The 15,769-nt window shown below is 43.6% G+C and carries 9 protein-coding genes; 4 read left to right on the top strand and 5 right to left on the bottom strand.

From position 1 onward, the window contains the following. Window positions 1-40: 40 nt before the first annotated feature. Window positions 41-2,455 carry a TonB-dependent receptor gene (locus AC1XUD_RS04320; protein WP_483359732.1) on the bottom strand — a complete coding sequence of 805 codons (2,415 nt, stop codon included), beginning with the start codon at window positions 2,453-2,455 and terminating at the stop codon, window positions 41-43. A 226-nt stretch (window positions 2,456-2,681) separates the two neighbouring features. Then, a complete protein-coding gene (locus AC1XUD_RS04315) occupies window positions 2,682-3,002 on the bottom strand; it encodes a hypothetical protein (protein ID WP_483359731.1) in 321 nt (106 codons plus the stop codon). Between the two features lie 830 nt (window positions 3,003-3,832). Between AC1XUD_RS04315 and AC1XUD_RS04310 the strand changes: the two genes are divergently transcribed. The 4 genes from AC1XUD_RS04310 to AC1XUD_RS04295 all read left to right on the top strand — a co-directional run bounded on the left by AC1XUD_RS04310 (window position 3,833) and on the right by AC1XUD_RS04295 (window position 9,796). After that, window positions 3,833-5,437 (top strand): aminotransferase class V-fold PLP-dependent enzyme, encoded by a 1,605-nt coding sequence (locus tag AC1XUD_RS04310; protein ID WP_483359730.1) that lies wholly within the window; start codon window positions 3,833-3,835, stop codon window positions 5,435-5,437. A 660-nt stretch (window positions 5,438-6,097) separates the two neighbouring features. Further along, on the top strand, window positions 6,098-7,603 hold the full coding sequence (locus tag AC1XUD_RS04305; protein WP_483359729.1) for a Do family serine endopeptidase: 1,506 nt from the start codon (window positions 6,098-6,100) through the stop codon (window positions 7,601-7,603). A gap of 188 nt (window positions 7,604-7,791) precedes the next feature. Then, window positions 7,792-8,352, top strand: a complete 561-nt coding sequence (locus tag AC1XUD_RS04300) for a DUF4136 domain-containing protein (protein ID WP_483359728.1) — start codon at window positions 7,792-7,794, stop codon at window positions 8,350-8,352. 46 nt (window positions 8,353-8,398) lie between these two features. Continuing rightward, window positions 8,399-9,796, top strand: a complete 1,398-nt coding sequence (locus AC1XUD_RS04295; protein WP_483359727.1) for a hypothetical protein — start codon at window positions 8,399-8,401, stop codon at window positions 9,794-9,796. A gap of 414 nt (window positions 9,797-10,210) precedes the next feature. Here AC1XUD_RS04295 and AC1XUD_RS04290 read toward each other — a convergent pair whose 3' ends face one another. The 3 genes from AC1XUD_RS04290 to AC1XUD_RS04280 all read right to left on the bottom strand — a co-directional run bounded on the left by AC1XUD_RS04290 (window position 10,211) and on the right by AC1XUD_RS04280 (window position 15,723). Next, window positions 10,211-10,633: a hypothetical protein gene (locus AC1XUD_RS04290; RefSeq protein WP_483359726.1), complete on the bottom strand. Its 423-nt coding sequence runs from the start codon at window positions 10,631-10,633 to the stop codon at window positions 10,211-10,213. Between the two features lie 170 nt (window positions 10,634-10,803). After that, a complete protein-coding gene (locus tag AC1XUD_RS04285) occupies window positions 10,804-12,246 on the bottom strand; it encodes a RagB/SusD family nutrient uptake outer membrane protein (RefSeq protein WP_483359725.1) in 1,443 nt (480 codons plus the stop codon). A 30-nt stretch (window positions 12,247-12,276) separates the two neighbouring features. Further along, entirely contained in the window at window positions 12,277-15,723 is a 3,447-nt protein-coding gene (locus AC1XUD_RS04280; RefSeq protein ID WP_483359724.1) for a SusC/RagA family TonB-linked outer membrane protein, read from the bottom strand. Window positions 15,724-15,769 lie beyond the last annotated feature (46 nt).

Below are 15,769 nucleotides of genomic sequence, written 5' to 3'. Positions count from 1 at the left end.
AGACCTAAAATTTCTTAATTCCTGAATGGTGAAAAATCGTTTACCGTATTCGGTTTTGCTCGTCTTCGTTACCTGATCTTCTGTTTCTGGCGGCCTTTATATCGTTACTTCCGAATCGATATGTGAAATTTAATTTAACCATTCTTCCTTCAAATTTGAATCTCAGATCGGTGGCAATTCCTGCATATTCTGAATGATATCCACCGTGGGCGGTGCGTAACAAGTCGCTCATTGACAGCTTTATAGTGGCGTTGTCTTTCCAGAATTTCTTTTGAACTCCAGCATCCATCATACCCATAGCGGAGTTGTAGTCTATCCGTCTGTAAGGAGAATTGTACCAGCCAGATAACTCGAAAGTCCAGCTTTTCCCGACTTTAAAAGTGTTTTGTGAATTAAAATTAAATGCAGTTGTGGGGTTATCGATGATCAGACCATTGTCCAGTTTTGCCTGCCATATGCTATGATACCCACTAACATTTATAGTCGTAGTCCACCATTTGGTAATCGAAGCAGAGTAACTGATATCGAGGTTATAACCCGTTGAATGATCGAGATTATCGGTAAAAAAATAGGTGCGGCTATCATCATATGGAATTCGGATCGTCGCCACCGGAAATTTAGTCCGCATAAAACCGAGCGAGGTCGTCAATTGCCCCTTATAGACGTGCGTCAACTTAAACGTATTGGCATATTCGGGTTTCAAAAATGGATTTCCTTTCGAATATACCAGCTCATCGATTCGATATTCAAACGGGTTCAGGTTTTGATAAGTAGGTCTGTTGATCCTCCGGCCATAGTTTAAACTGAAATTATGTTTATCACTCGCCTTGTATGAAAGCGAGCCGCTGGGAAACAGGTTTAAATAGGTTGTATCAACTTTATTGAGCGCATTTTCTTTGTAGCTCTTTAAATCCCCGATAGACTTGGTATTCTCCAACCTCAAACCAGCCTGAACATTCCATTTTTTTGCAAAAGATTTATTGTAATTAACATACCCTGCATACACCCGCTCGGTATATTTAAATCTGTTGCTTCGTTCAATATCAAGAACAGGTTGCTCATTTTCAACAGTATAGAAATCGAAAGTATTGTCCGACGTAACATCTGCCAGTTTAAAACCATATCCCAGCTTTCCTTTTATGAACGGCTGTTCATAATCGGCTTTTAAGGATTTTATGGTGATATCAACAGGAGTATTTGTTACATAATTTCGTTCAATATCGGCACTTTCTCCACCCAGAAAATGGTAAGTATTGGGCTGAAAACTTTTCCGTCTAGATCTGAAAATGCCATAGTCAGCGTCCACATTCAGCTCGTGGCCGGTCGTGTCGGCATATCTATAATTAAGGTTGAAATTCCAGTTTTGGCTCTTTGTGGGGTTGCTTGTTTTTGAGTCAAGTGTTACTGAATCAGCTTCATAGTTTCGATATTTGCTGATAGTAGTTTTACTTTCCCCGCCGCCATTCTGGTCACTCATTCGACCGTTCGCGTTGACACCGATCGTACTTTTTGAAGTGAGGAAATAGTCGGTTCCCAAACGCATATTGTGCGTTGTGTCGCGCCATATACCGTTCCAAAGCTTTTTGTAACTGATATTGTTCAGAATCTGATCGTCGTTCGTGGTATTGTGCCACGCTCCCTGATTATACCCATAAGTCCCAAAAACATTGATCTTTTTGTCTCGATGGTTGAGTGTCACGGAGCCGTTGTATTTGGGTGTAATTCCGAAATTCGCATTGGCCGAAATGCTGCCATTTGTACCCAGATTTTTGTTCTTTTTAAGTCGGATATTGATAATACCCAGGTCGCCGGCCGCGTCGTATTTGGCTGATGGGTTGGTGATTACCTCAATCGCTTCGATATCAGCAGAGTTCATGCTTTTCAAAATAGAGGCAAGATCCTGTCCTGACATCTGGCTCGGTCGGCCATCAATATAGATCCGTACACCCTGTTTTCCTTTCACAAGAATATTTTCATCCTTGTCAATTTGTACTCCGGGCACTTTTCTAAGCAATTCCAAACCTGTCGATCCTGCGGCGGTGATACTGCTTTCGACGTTAAAGACAATTTTGTCGTTCTGAACCTCGATCAATGGTTTTGTAGCTGTAACTTTTACTTCGTTCAATGTTTGGGCGGAAGGGAGAAGCGTGAATGGTTCAAGACGGGAATTTTCGGCTCCAACCTCAAATTTTTCCGACTGAAAATTTAGAAAACCAATGGATGAAACTCGAATGAAATATTGACCGGCAGCAACTCCAATAAATTTGAAAATACCTTTTTCATCCGCAATTTCAGATTTGACAAGCAACGAATCTGTGGATGTATAGAGCGATATGCCAGCAAATGGCTGAGCATCTTTGTTTTGATTTTGTACAATACCTTCAATTGCACCGGTCTGTGCAAAGCAAAAGGTAGCAATAATCATAAATAGGGGAGTGAGTAGCAATTTTTTCATTAAAGGTGAGTTTCATGGCTATAAATAGAGTTATCTCATAGTGGAGAAAAACTGTCTTTATGTTGCATGATGACTCACCTTTTATTTTGACTTGCCGGAATGGATGTTGTCAATCGTTGCCGTAATGATCATTGATCAGGAGAAAAAAATATGAGACCGGAGAATGTACGCTATCATGTTTCTCCGATCTCAGGAATGATGTTCGATATGATCTAGTTTTAAAATGTCAGGCAGTATGTCCTAGCTTCCCCATCAAAAAGTGAAGAAACAAGGCAAGTATAGTCCAGTAGACCGCAAATCCGATCAAAAAGAATGGCGGTGGTGTGTCAGGGTCTTGCTGTAAGAATTTAATAAATGGCAACAGGGGCCCTATCAAAATGATTTTGATTGGTGAAAGTACTGACGATACTGCCGACTGCCAGCCGAGCTGAGAATCAGTTCCCAAAAACGACTGAGGTGCCTGTTCCAAAACTCCAGTGGAGAAGAAAAGGAAGGCGAACGCAAAAACAAGAAAGAAGGAGACGAATTTAACCTTTGAGATTTTCATGATAATTAGCGTTTAATATTAAAAGTACTTTGCATTGCAAAGTGAATTATAAAATCTTGTATTTGCAAGTGAGGGGATGGAAATTTTTACAGCTTATTGTTGATTCGGTACAAGGCCATGTAACCACTAAATGGTTCTATTTTTCAGTTCAGGGTATTTAGCTGTAATAGTGTCAGTCCTTCGGACTTTCTAAGATCTCGTCGTTTGAACCATCTAGCTTTGATAATGTCAATTGCTTTAACTATCGACAACCACGACGTGGTGATATTATTATAGAAAGAAATATTTTCTGCACGGGAACAACCATGAAAGGGGTGACACAAGCGAAATGAGTTGAAACGTGTCTAATGTCCATAGAGAGTCCGATAGATTCAATTTGCTGGATATGAGGGACATGATTGAATGGTATTGGCCTGGCTGTAGTTGAAAGCGATATTCTTGTCGCTGATAAACTACCGTTGTGGATAGGATGGTACCGTCGTTGATTTCCAAGGTTCTGTCAGTATGTTCAGATTTCGAAAGACGTTTAAATGTAATTCTTTTTGTCAAAAAGAGTATCAATCCTATTCTCCTGCATCTTAGGATCGAAAGAAATATTGGTCAGTTGCGGAAATGGCAGATCAATCATTTTCTTTCAATGAATTCGTGAAGATTTTCCATTGTATTGAAAAGAAAGCACCAAATAAAAATTGGCTGGATTTTGAGAAAAAGTAGTGCCGAATGAGGGTATTGACAAGTCATTACCTGTCCTTATCCCAAGGGATTGGATCAATCGATAAAGCCTTTAAAAACAACAATATTCCTGAAAATATAACCTTTAACCATATCAGATGAAACGTCGAGATGCACTCAAGGATTTGTCATTGCTTCCACTCGCAGGAGGTTTTGTGCTACCTAAAACGACTGAAAATAAGGAAACTAAAATTGACGCAGCTGCCAGCAAGGCACTATATCAATCCATTGGTGTTGAGCCGTTGATCAATTGTCGCGGTACTTTTACGATCATCGGCGGCTCTATTGAAAGACCGGAAGTACGTGCGGCGATGGATGCTGCTGCGCAGTCATTTGTCCAGTATGACGAACTCGCTTTCGGCGTAGGTAAACGGTTGGCTGAACTGACAGGCGCGGAGTGGGGATTGGTATCATCTGGCTGTGCTGCGGGCATGAAACATATTACCGTTGCTTGTGTTACGGGCGGAAATCCTGAAAAACTGATCAGGATACCAGATCTGACAGGCTTTGAAAAAACTGAGGTGATTATACCGAATTACTCACGGAATGTATATGACCATGCGATCCGTAATGTAGGGGTAACAATTATTACGGTCAACGATATTAAGGAGCTTGAAAACGCAATCAGCTCACGGACGGCGATGATCTATATCATGGCAGGCGGGCCTTCGGAATCAGGGCCATTTTCGACCGAAGCAATCTCCAAAATAGCGAATGCAAAGAAAATTCCTGTGATGGTTGATGCCGCGGCAGAGGACCTGACCATTCCTAATGTCCATTTGCAAAGAGGGGCTGCGGTGGTTGTATATAGCGGTGGAAAAGTGCTTTGTGGCCCGCAATGCGCCGGTTTGGTATTGGGTAAAAAAGATTTGCTGATGTCGGCATGGCAGGCAAGCGCTCCACACCATGGCCCGGGACGCGATAATAAAGTTGGGCGCGAAGAGGCGATGGGTATGGTAGCGGCAGTTGAGGCATGGACCAAACGCGACCATGCAGCAGACTGGAAAAAATGGCTGACCTGGCTCGACAATATTTCCAAAAGATTGGCACCAATTGACGGTCTTAAGATGACAGTCGTTGAGCCGAAAGATCTTTCGAACCGTACGCCTTCGCTTCGTGTAAGTTGGGACCCTGCAAAACTGAATATTACGGGAGAGGAGATCGCCGAAACTTTCGGAAGAACAAAACCTCGTATAGCATTGGGAGGAGGATCCCGGGACAACGCGACTTTTGTTTCGATTACGACAGGGCAGATGCAGCCGGGAGACGACAAGGTGGTGGCAGACAGATTATTCGAAACTTTGTCCAAAAAATATGAACCTAAGAAAACAGATATGGCTGCGGCAGGCGCCGATTTGAAGGGTCATTGGGACGTGGATCTGGAGTTCTTTACCAGCACAAGCAAGCAGACTTTCATTATCGAGCAAGACGGAAACTGGTTGCAGGGTTCGCACAAAGGCGAGTATTCGGTGCGTGAATTGAATGGTACCATTGAAGGAAATGAAATCAAAATCCGGACTTCGGATCGTCAGGCTGCCGACAATATTACCTTCAGTTTTTCAGGAACGGTGAAGGATAACGTCATCACGGGCTCGGTGTATATGGGTGAATATCTGACTGCCAAATTCACGGCAAAACGCCATACCTTCAAGGGCAAACGCGAAAAAATCATGATTCCGGGTGGACCGCCTTTAGCGACCTAGTTCTTCGATGAAGGTGAAATTACTTTGGCAGGGAGATTCCAAGACATGTTGGAGAGATACTATTTGGCATTCGAACCTTCATTTCGTGGTGTATTTGTGGCAAAACAATAGTTACTGAAATTCAAGTCAAAAGGTTGGTATAATGTACATCAGGCTGTTCCGCGCATCGTGGGGCAGCCTGTTTTTATGTAATTATTTTACCGCATTTAATCGACCGACAACCGGGATATTGGTGTGAAAAATATACCAACAGCGATTAATAGGGTTACTTGAAATGAGCGATTGCGGCACTTCCATTGCGGCACTTCCTATTGCGCTAACGTATTCACTCCGACGGGTCGATACCTTTTGAAAAGGAATAATTGTTTATGAATCAATTATCTGGCGCTGAAAGTCACTAAATACCCGACTTCGGATAATACCAAAAACAGTTCTCGGAATACGGCACCAAATTCGCTCCTGTCTTTCCTTTCCTGTATCTCGAGCTTCATTTCTCCATTCAATAATATTTTTTATTTTTTTAAATCTTCAAAATCTTCAGTTTCTCTCCAGTTTTGGGTGGCAACTTTGAATCGTCGGTACGAAGAAGGCAGAGGCAGGAAGGCCAATCACCCGTTCCGGATACGACACTAATTCTTAGCTACTAACCAAAATTAAGTCATGTTAAAAAACTCAAAATTCGGACAATTAACTCCTCTGGTATTGGCAGCTGCTATCTTCGGAGGCACTTCTTATGCAGCATATGATCATTTTTCCAAGCCTGATTCGCTGACGAATTGGATAAATAAAGCACCCATCGTTCAAGCAAAATATGATGGCAAAGTGCCGGGCAAAACGGCGATGATCCCGGCAGACTTTACTTTCGCTTCCGAAAAGGCGACCGCAGCCGTTGTACATATCAAATCAACCATGAAGGCCGAACGCAACGTCAGCCGGATGGAAGTTCCGGATGCTTTTAAGGATTTCTTTGGAGGCCAGGATCCGTTCGGAGGGCGACAGCCACAGCAACGACCAGAAAAAGCTCAGGCAAGCGGATCTGGGGTAATCATTAACCCGGACGGATATATCGTTACCAACAACCACGTGATTCAAGATGCTGAATCTTTGGAAGTTACGCTTGCTGACCATCGTACATTCAAAGCGAAAGTGATCGGCTCTGACCCGAATACAGATATCGCCTTGATTCAAATTGATGCTAAAAATTTACCATCGCTCTCTTTCGGAAATTCTGAAAATGTGAAAGTCGGTGAGTGGGTGCTGGCAGTTGGTAACCCCTACAACCTTACCTCAACCGTTACGGCAGGTATCGTAAGTGCTAAAGGTCGGAATATCAATATATTAGGTGAAAATGCGAAGGCTCCCATTGAGTCATTTATTCAAACTGATGCAGCAGTAAACCCCGGTAACTCGGGTGGTGCGCTGGTAGATCTGGAAGGAAACCTGATAGGAATCAATACTGCAATCGCGAGTCAAACCGGCTCTTTCGCAGGATATTCATTCGCGGTTCCGTCGAGCATTGCGCATAAGGTAGTAGAAGATTTGTCGAAATATGGTACGGTTCAAAGAGGTTTTCTCGGAGTCGGGATCAGCGATGTAACTGGGGAAAAAGTTAAAAGCTTTGACCTGAAGGTTTCTGAGGGCGTTCGTGTTGAAAACTTCGCTGAAGTAAGTGCTGCCAAAGAAGCAGGAATAAAAATCGGGGACGTGATTACAAAAGTGGAGGGCCATAAAATCGTTTCTGTCGCTCAACTGCAAGAGGCGGTCGCACAGCACAAACCGAACGACAAGGTTGCGCTGACTATCGATAGAGATGGAACAGTGAAGGATATCACAGTGACATTGAAGGCAAATTCAGGAGCGTTGGTAGCGGCAAACGAAAAACCGGTGACGATGGATCAGCTGGGTATTGAACTTCAGAATTTGAGCAATAAAGAAAAGGTTGCGATTGGAGTAGAAAACGGAGTGCAGGTAAGCCAGATTTTCGCCGGAAAAATTCGTCAGGGAACGGATATGGAAGAGGGGTTTGTGCTTACCAAAATTGATAAAAAGCCTGTCAATAGTGCAGAGGAAGCTATAAAGCTGCTTTCTACTAAAAAAGGTGGCGTGATGCTCGAAGGGGTTTATCCCGGAAACGCGGAGGTTCAGTATTATGCGATTGGGCTTTGATTAATGAGTGTATTTTGAATTAGTGAATGAAAAGTGAGCCGGGTTTGTGATGAGTGAGTGGAAAGGGTGGGAGTGAGTGAATTGATGAAATGGAGGGTCATTCATGAAGAGACTGCCGGGAAGTTTCTTTCCTTCTACCTTTCCTTCTTTAAAGTGAAATATAAATTGACCAGTAAACATCAAAAACTATGAAAACGATAATAATTTGGGTGGGGCTGCTGTTGGTCGTTGCAGTTCCTTCCTTTGCAAAAGACCGCAAAATGGTCCTTCCAGCCAGCAGTCAAAGTTACAATTGGATGTTTCCTGATATGAAAACTTCCAACAATCCTCTGTACAATAACGCATATGCCAGACAACATATTCAGAAGGCGTTCGATGCTGCGCTGAATCAGAAAGGGCTGGTGAGGAATACCAATAACCCTGATTTGCTGCTTCAATTTCACACCTTCACTCAGAGGGTAAGAAGGAATTACTACGGTGGAGGCGGGTACCCAATGTATGGCTGGGGCTATCCGATGTACCGAATGGGATATTGGGGAATGCCCAACGGCGGATACGGTTACGGCTATCCATATAGCAGCACCAGTACAAAAGGCACGCTGATATTAGACATCACAGATGCGAAAACGGGAGAGATATTGTGGCAACAAGCCATATCGGGGGATGTGAGTAACACCAACAGACTAGAAAAACAAATTACAAAAGGTGTTAAAAAGTTAATGAAAAGCTTCCCTGAACGTCATGTTTGACACGTGAGTGAAGTTGAAAATCAGGAAATGAAAAACCTCTTTAAAAATGAAAAAGGATTGGAAAGGATTTATGGTGGAAGGTTTGTCCATCGGAATCAATCGGAAATTTAGAAATGTTCTGCTGGCCACACTTCTGGTAGGAGGTACTCCGGTGATGTTGTTTGCTCAGGATCAAAATAATACGGAAAATTTTGATCAAATAGATAAAAGTATTCTTAGCTCAATCGCTCCATATAATTCCGAAGTGAGGGAGAATATTCTGATCGCCAGTCAGTATCCTCAGATTCTGACAAAATTGGTAGACATTCATGATCAGGCGAGCCAACGGTTTCAGGAAACGGTTAGAGACTTTAGTCAAAAAAAACAAAAATGGTTTTATGATGTATCACGGTTTCCCGACTTGATGCACGCTCTGGCAACAGAACCAAAGGGGGCGTCAAAGGACAAAATTCAAAGCTTTGTAAAAACCAATGATGCGGATTTGAAAGAGGCTGCGTGGAAATTGTATCGTCAGGAACACAATGATCTTGTTTTGGTTGATACCATGAATCAAAATGCGGAAAGGGCTTTTGAATCGTTGATCGGTGGCTTGAATGAGATCGCACAGAATGCTTTTTACAAATTGCTCGACTCACCCGATGTTCTTTCGCTGTTGAATGAACATATGGATTTGACAGCACGTTTGGGTCAGAAATTCCAGGACAGTCCAAACGATATCAGGCAGGCTCTGGCAACCGAACATGACCGTCTGGATGCACAAAATCGTGACGAGTTGGCGACTTACAAAGACAATATGGCCAAAGATCCGCAGGCTATGGAGGATTTGAGAAGAGCATCCGAACAATATGCCAAAGAGACCGGATATAGTTACCCTGCTCCGGCAGCCGACACGGTTATCAATACCTATGCCTATAATCCATATTCATACTGGTTTGGATATCCATACTGGTTCGGCTCACCCATGTGGTATCCCGGAATGGGCTTTGGATCAGGATTTTACTTCGGTTTAGGTGGTGGATCCATATATGGCCTTCCTTCCTTCGGATTCTCTTCCTGGTTTTTCGGAGGTGCCTATCGTTACTATCCGCATCTGTATCGTTCTTACAACCATGTCTATCGTGACAACGTAGTTCGGAACAATGTGATTGGCAGAGGCAATACGGGATTTATGCGGGCTGCAAACCAACATTTTAATCCTACCTATGGCGCACGTTCGATTTATGGTGGAGGGAACAGCAGTCGTTCTATGAGTGGTAATCCAAATTGGCGAGGTTATTCACAACCTGCTCAACGCCAGACATATAACAGAAGTTACACTCCAAACAATTATCGTGCACCGTCCAGCGGCATGAGTCGTGGTGGATATGGTGGAGGATTTGGAGGCGGTATGAGCTCTCGGGGAGGTTTCGGCGGCGGCGGAATGAGAGGCGGCGGAAGAAGATAAGAGGTTAAAAGTGAGTGGTTTGAGAAAGTGTAAAGGCGGTCTTCGGGTTTTGCTTTTACACTTTTTGTATTATACGCGAGCTAACTTCGATTTGCAATCGAAGTTGTAATGTCTAGCGTTTGCAACGCCTTCTTTTGATTATAAATGAAAGTTTAATATTTCAGACGCGTTACAAACGCTAAACCAAAGGGAACCGATTGCAAATCGGTTCCAGCCGGAGCTAACTTGGATTTGCAATCGAAGTTGAATGGTCTAGCGTTTACAACGCCTTTTTTTGACCTAAAAATGAAAGTTTAATATTTCAAACGCGTTGCAAACGCTAAACCAAAGGGAACCGATTGCAAATCGGCTCCAACCATAGCTCCAGCCCCAGCCAAATTCCAGCAATTGTTACTTGATATAATCCTTAATTGTTTAGTTTGCTGCGGGGGTTAGCTTAGAAATGCGAGAGAAAAAACGGATTTCATATAGCTCCTGATTTTTCCCAGGCAGATATGGTTTTTGAGATTTTTTAAGCACTAACTGTTTGTCGTCTAATTTAAGAATCTGGTATTTCCCTAATTCTTTTCCAGTCGAATCCTGATATATGACTGTATCTGCAGCGGTTACCCGATATTCCCGTTTTCGGAATGCATCCTGCCGTCGCTCAAACAATGCGCCATCTTTTCTATACTCAAACCGTGACCAATGTTCGTCATATACATTATTGGTATAACTCCGTCCGTTGACAAAATTGGAAATAGAATCAGTTTGCCACAAACCCACAATTTTTTCCTTCCGGTATTTTTCAGTGGATTCGCAGGCGAGTAGAAGAAGAAGGATGGGCAGATATTTCAAGAGCTGTTAGCGATTAGTTTAGAGGGCACAAAGGGCAACTTTCGGGAAGTCACTTCTTTCACGTATTTCGATAATACGAAATCGTAATATTTTGAATTGAGTACTGAAAATCAGCGATTAGCGACGGAACTTACGCCGTCACTAATCGCTTAATCTGAGCAGCTAGATGCTCAATAATTTGGATTTTGTATCAATACCCCGTTGCTCAAATCCACTTCGCGTTGTGGGAGTGGGAAATAGTAGTGCTTCGGTTTGATGAAATTACGGCTTGGTTTATATGGTCCACGGGCGATTTTGTAATGGGCCGCGATGTCGATCAGGCCAGCTTTGTCCCAACGCATCAGATCCTGATGACGTTCATTTTCACCTGCCAATTCAACACGACGCTCGTGCATAATATCCGACATTTTCGCTCCTGTTATCGCTTTTAATCCAGCTCTGGTTCTCACCGCATTCAACTCAGCATCGCCACTCACACCTGAACGGATTTTTGCTTCGGCGGCCAATAAGTATACATCCGCAGAACGAAGGAAAGGAGCATTTAAGCTTTGACTCATATCACCTGCGTCCGTAAAGGTGGTATACTTTTTAAAAGCATATCCTGTCACACGTGTCATATCCGCTGTGAACTCTGATTTTCCCAATGCACCACGTTCAACCTGGTCGCCCGGAGCGTAAATTGACGAGGCTCTACGAACATCACCCTTTTCAAACTCCTGTACCAAATCTTCAATTGGTTCATGAAAACCCCAACCGCCATATACCTGGGGTGTATGGTAAAAAGTCGGTGAATTGTCTGTTGTCCAGCCGGTTTCGTATTGAAGAGAGAATAATATCTCAGGATTATTTTCAGTAGTCAACTCGAAATTCTCGTTAAAAGAGCTTGCCAATTTGTATAGCGGATTATTCACAACATGTCCGGCAGCCTCAATCGCACTTGCCCAGTTTTCCTGATATACATATAGTTTAGCCAGGAAGCCATAAGCAGCTCCCTGCGTAGCGCGACCGGCATCGTCCGCGTCATAGGAAGCAGGCAATAACTCTGCAGCTTTTTTGAAATCAGCTTCCGCCTGAGCGCGAACTTCTGCAACAGTTGATTTGGCTTTGTTAAAATTCAGGTTGATCGCGTCGTCTTCAACCAAAATCGGCACCTCGCCGTATATCAGTGAAAGTCTCCAATACACAAACCCTCTCAGAAAATAAGCCTCGCCCATACTTCTGTTTTTCAACGTCTCATCCATCGTCACTTTTGGAGCATTGATCAATAAAGCGTTCGCACGGGATATCACTTCGTATTTTGTTGACCATGTCGCCAGAATATGCGAGTTGGAGGCATCGAAAGTGAATAGCTCCAGCGATGTTTCATCGGCGTGGTCACCGGCACGGTTCATATCGTCCGAGCAGTTGTCGAATGTGTATTCCGTGTGGGCAAAACCGTCTTCGTTCAACAATGGGGCATATATGGCGTTCGCCGCCGAGACAACATCATCACCATTGCGCCAATATTGGGCTGAGGTAACTTGTCCGTAAGGAGTAGTTTCGAGCAGGTCGTCGTTACAACTGGTCAATGCTGCCAGTAAAAACCATCCTGCAAGTGAAAATATCTTTTTCATATGAATTTATTCTTCTTGAAAGTCTGGATTTTAGAATGTTAGTGTCGCGCCGATAGTCCAGGTCCTTGCCAATGGATATTGGGCATAATCCACGTTCAGCTGGTTATACTGACCCGAATTACGATCGCCGCCGACATAGCCTAACTCCGGGTTCAGACCGGAATACTTGGTTATTGTGATCAAATTTTGACCCGTTATATAAAAACGTGCAGCCGAAAGTTTGACTTTTTCAGTGATCGAACGAGGGATGTTATAGCCCAGTGTCATGTTCTTCAAACGGAAGAAATCGCCTTTTTCAATGAACAGATCAGAAGGCCTGAAATTCCGGTTCGCGTTGTCAATACTCAATCTTGGGATGCTGTTGCTGCTTCCTTCACCATGCCAGCGTTCGTTCGCATCGGCATATAAGTTGAAGGAATAACTCGCATCAAGTCCTTGCATACGGTCGGCATTGTATATCGAGACGCCACCAACACCTACAAAAAACAGATTGAGATCGAATCCCTTATAGTTCAACCCTGCATTCAAGCCATAGTTGATTTTCGGCTGAGGACTTCCCAATATCGTCCGATCCTGATCATTTACGATACCATCTTTGTTGAGGTCAACAAAACGAACGTCTCCCGGAGCAATCAAACCATCGGTTTTTCTGGAATCGTTGGCAATGTTCGGATCCGAATCGATCGCGCTTTGGTTCTGGTAAATTCCATCCGTTTTATATCCGTAAAAAGTGCCATATGGATGTCCTTCATACGTCCTTACAATTTCCTGCTGACCGCGACCATACAATTGCGAGGCCAAAAAGCCACCCGGCGTTGCAAGTTTGGTAATCCTGTTTTTAATGAAAGTTGCATTTCCACTCACATTGAAAGTCAGGTCACCAAAAGAATGACGGTAAGTGGCCTCAATTTCAAGTCCCTGGTTACGCAGCTGACCAACATTCTGATCTGGAATAGATGCCGTTCCCACCGTTCCGAAAGTAGGAGGGGACAACAACATATTTTTAGTATCCTTGATAAAATAGTTCAAAGATAGGTAAAGAGCGTTTTTCCAGAGTCCGGCTTCCACACCGAAGTTGCTCATTTCGGCCGTTTCCCAACCTATTTTTGTATTTGGCAATTTGCTCTGAGCAGACCCCGAAATGTGATTTTGCGTTCCACCCATACCAAGTGCATATCTATAGGATGAGTTGATCAAAGCCAGATATTGGAGCGAACCGACGTTTTGGTTACCCAAACGGCCCCAGCCCCCTGTAAGTTTGAAATTGCTGAATACTGGTAATGCATTCTTGAAAAAAGCTTCTTCAGATAAACGCCAGCCCAAAGAAAAGGCAGGGAAATAACCCCACTGGTTACCCGGCGCAAATTTCGAAGAACCATCCGCACGGAAAGTCGCGGTGACCAGATATCGATCTTTGAATGAGTAGTTAGCCCGGCCAAACCACGAGGCAAGTGCATCGTAACTTCTACCGCCATCGCCCCCTGTGCCAGTGCCTATACTAACAATAGTTCCGGCGTACTGAAGGTATCGTAGCGTGGGATCTTCGCTTGAAAATTCCCTTCCTCTCTGGTTCGAATATCTCCCGTTGAATGTCTGCGAGGTATATCCTCCCACCAGATTTACTGAATGCTGGCCAAATACTTTGTCATAAGAAAGGAAATATTCCTGCAAAAACGACCAGTATTTGGTATGCCCAAGGTCTAGCTGGTTGTATGAATTCGTACGAAACTGATCGGTTACTTTTACATCAAAATTGCTTGTTTCTCCAAAAGTGGCGTCTTCGGCAAGGTTTGCGCGGAGTTTAAAGCCTTTCACAATTTCATATTCACCCGTTAGGCTTGCCAAAAACCGATTCCGAATATTCGTTTGGTCCTGAACATCAACAGTATATATCGGATTATTAATATCTCCGAAAGCACCAATTCCTTTTGTAGACCCATATGATCCGTCCGGGTTTTTGACAGGTAATCCGGGATGAAAGCGAATGGCGCTCCACAACAAACCTGTTTGAGAAGAGGTGGTATTAGGCGCGTTGCTTTGGGTATTGGTAAATTGTAAATTCTGCCCAATTTTGATTTTGGAGCCTATTTTGTGGTCGGAATTGATTCGGAAGGTATATCTTTTATAATATGATTTTCCGATTATTCCCTTTTCGCTATAATGTCCGCCAGAAAGAGAAAAAGACGAATATTTGCCGCCACCTCTGATCGAAGCGTCATAATTTTGCGTAACACCTTGTTTCAGAAGCTCTTCCTGCCAGTTGGTTTTTTGAGTCTGATATTGTGTATCGTTCCAGATGTCGGGTATTGGAAGACCATCATTGGTATATGCTTCCCTTTTCAGAGAAGCATATGTTGGCGCATTCAAAACATCCAGGATTTTAATTTTGTTGGTCACACCCGCATAGCCGTTGAGTGTCACAGAAAGTGGCTTATCGAATCCGCCACGTTTGGTTGTGATAATAACCACGCCGTTAGCAGCTCGGGTTCCATAAATTGCTGATGCAGAAGCGTCCTTTAGTATTTCGATTGATTCGATATCATTCGGATTTACATCGTTCATCGAACCTGCAGGTACTCCGTCAATCACGACCAGCGGATCCGCATTGTTAACCGTACCGAAACCTCTGATTTGAATTGTTCCGGCATCTCCCGGTGCTCCACCGTTACGCACGATGTTTACCCCAGCCGCTCTTCCTTGTAAAGCCTGTTGGGCTCCACCCGTCGGAAGGTTCTGAAAATCAGAGCCTTTTACCGAGGAAACTGCTCCTGTTACGTCTTTTTTCTCCTGAGTACCATACCCCACGACCACCACTTCCTTCAACGCATTAACATCCGGTTCGAGTGTGACATTAATGGTAGTTTCATTGCCAACAATCGCATCATGACTGATGTATCCTATAAAAGAGAATCGCAATGTGTTTGACCCATTTGGAAGCGATATCTTGTAATTTCCATCCTGGTCAGTAGTAGTTCCTTGCTGTGTTCCTACGATCAGAATGTTAACTCCCGGGAGTGCTGAGCCTTTTTCATCCAATACTTTTCCGGTAACTGCTTTGTCGAACCTGAGTATACCGGCCGAAGATTTTGGTTTGGCTTGTTCACTGTCTTCCGGCTTTTTCCGAAGCAGAATCCGTGTATTGTCAATCACCTCATAGCTGACGTTAAGGGGGGTAAGTATCTGATCCAGAACTTTGTTCAAAGTACCTTGCAGGTTTCCCGTTGCAACTGTTTGGGCGCTCTGGATACTGTTCGTGCTGAAAACGAACCTGACGTCTGTCTGCTTTTCAATTTGTTTCAGAACTTGCCTGATCCCGTTGCTTTCAACTTTAAGGGATACTTGTTTGTTGAGAAGTTCCTGCGCATGAATTCCATTCGCCATCGAGATTCCACAGCAGAGAAGCGCAATGACGAATTGTCGAAAAGTGATGGTCATAATCTTGTAAAAAACCCGGTTGAGGGGTCGTTTTTTCTTCATAATATTAACGGTTTTTGGGGTTAAACGAACAACTTAAAATCAAACA

The sequence above is a fragment of the Dyadobacter sp. HNCC25DJ184 genome (assembly GCF_056895215.1).
This window is presented reverse-complemented; position numbering and strand designations above follow the sequence as displayed.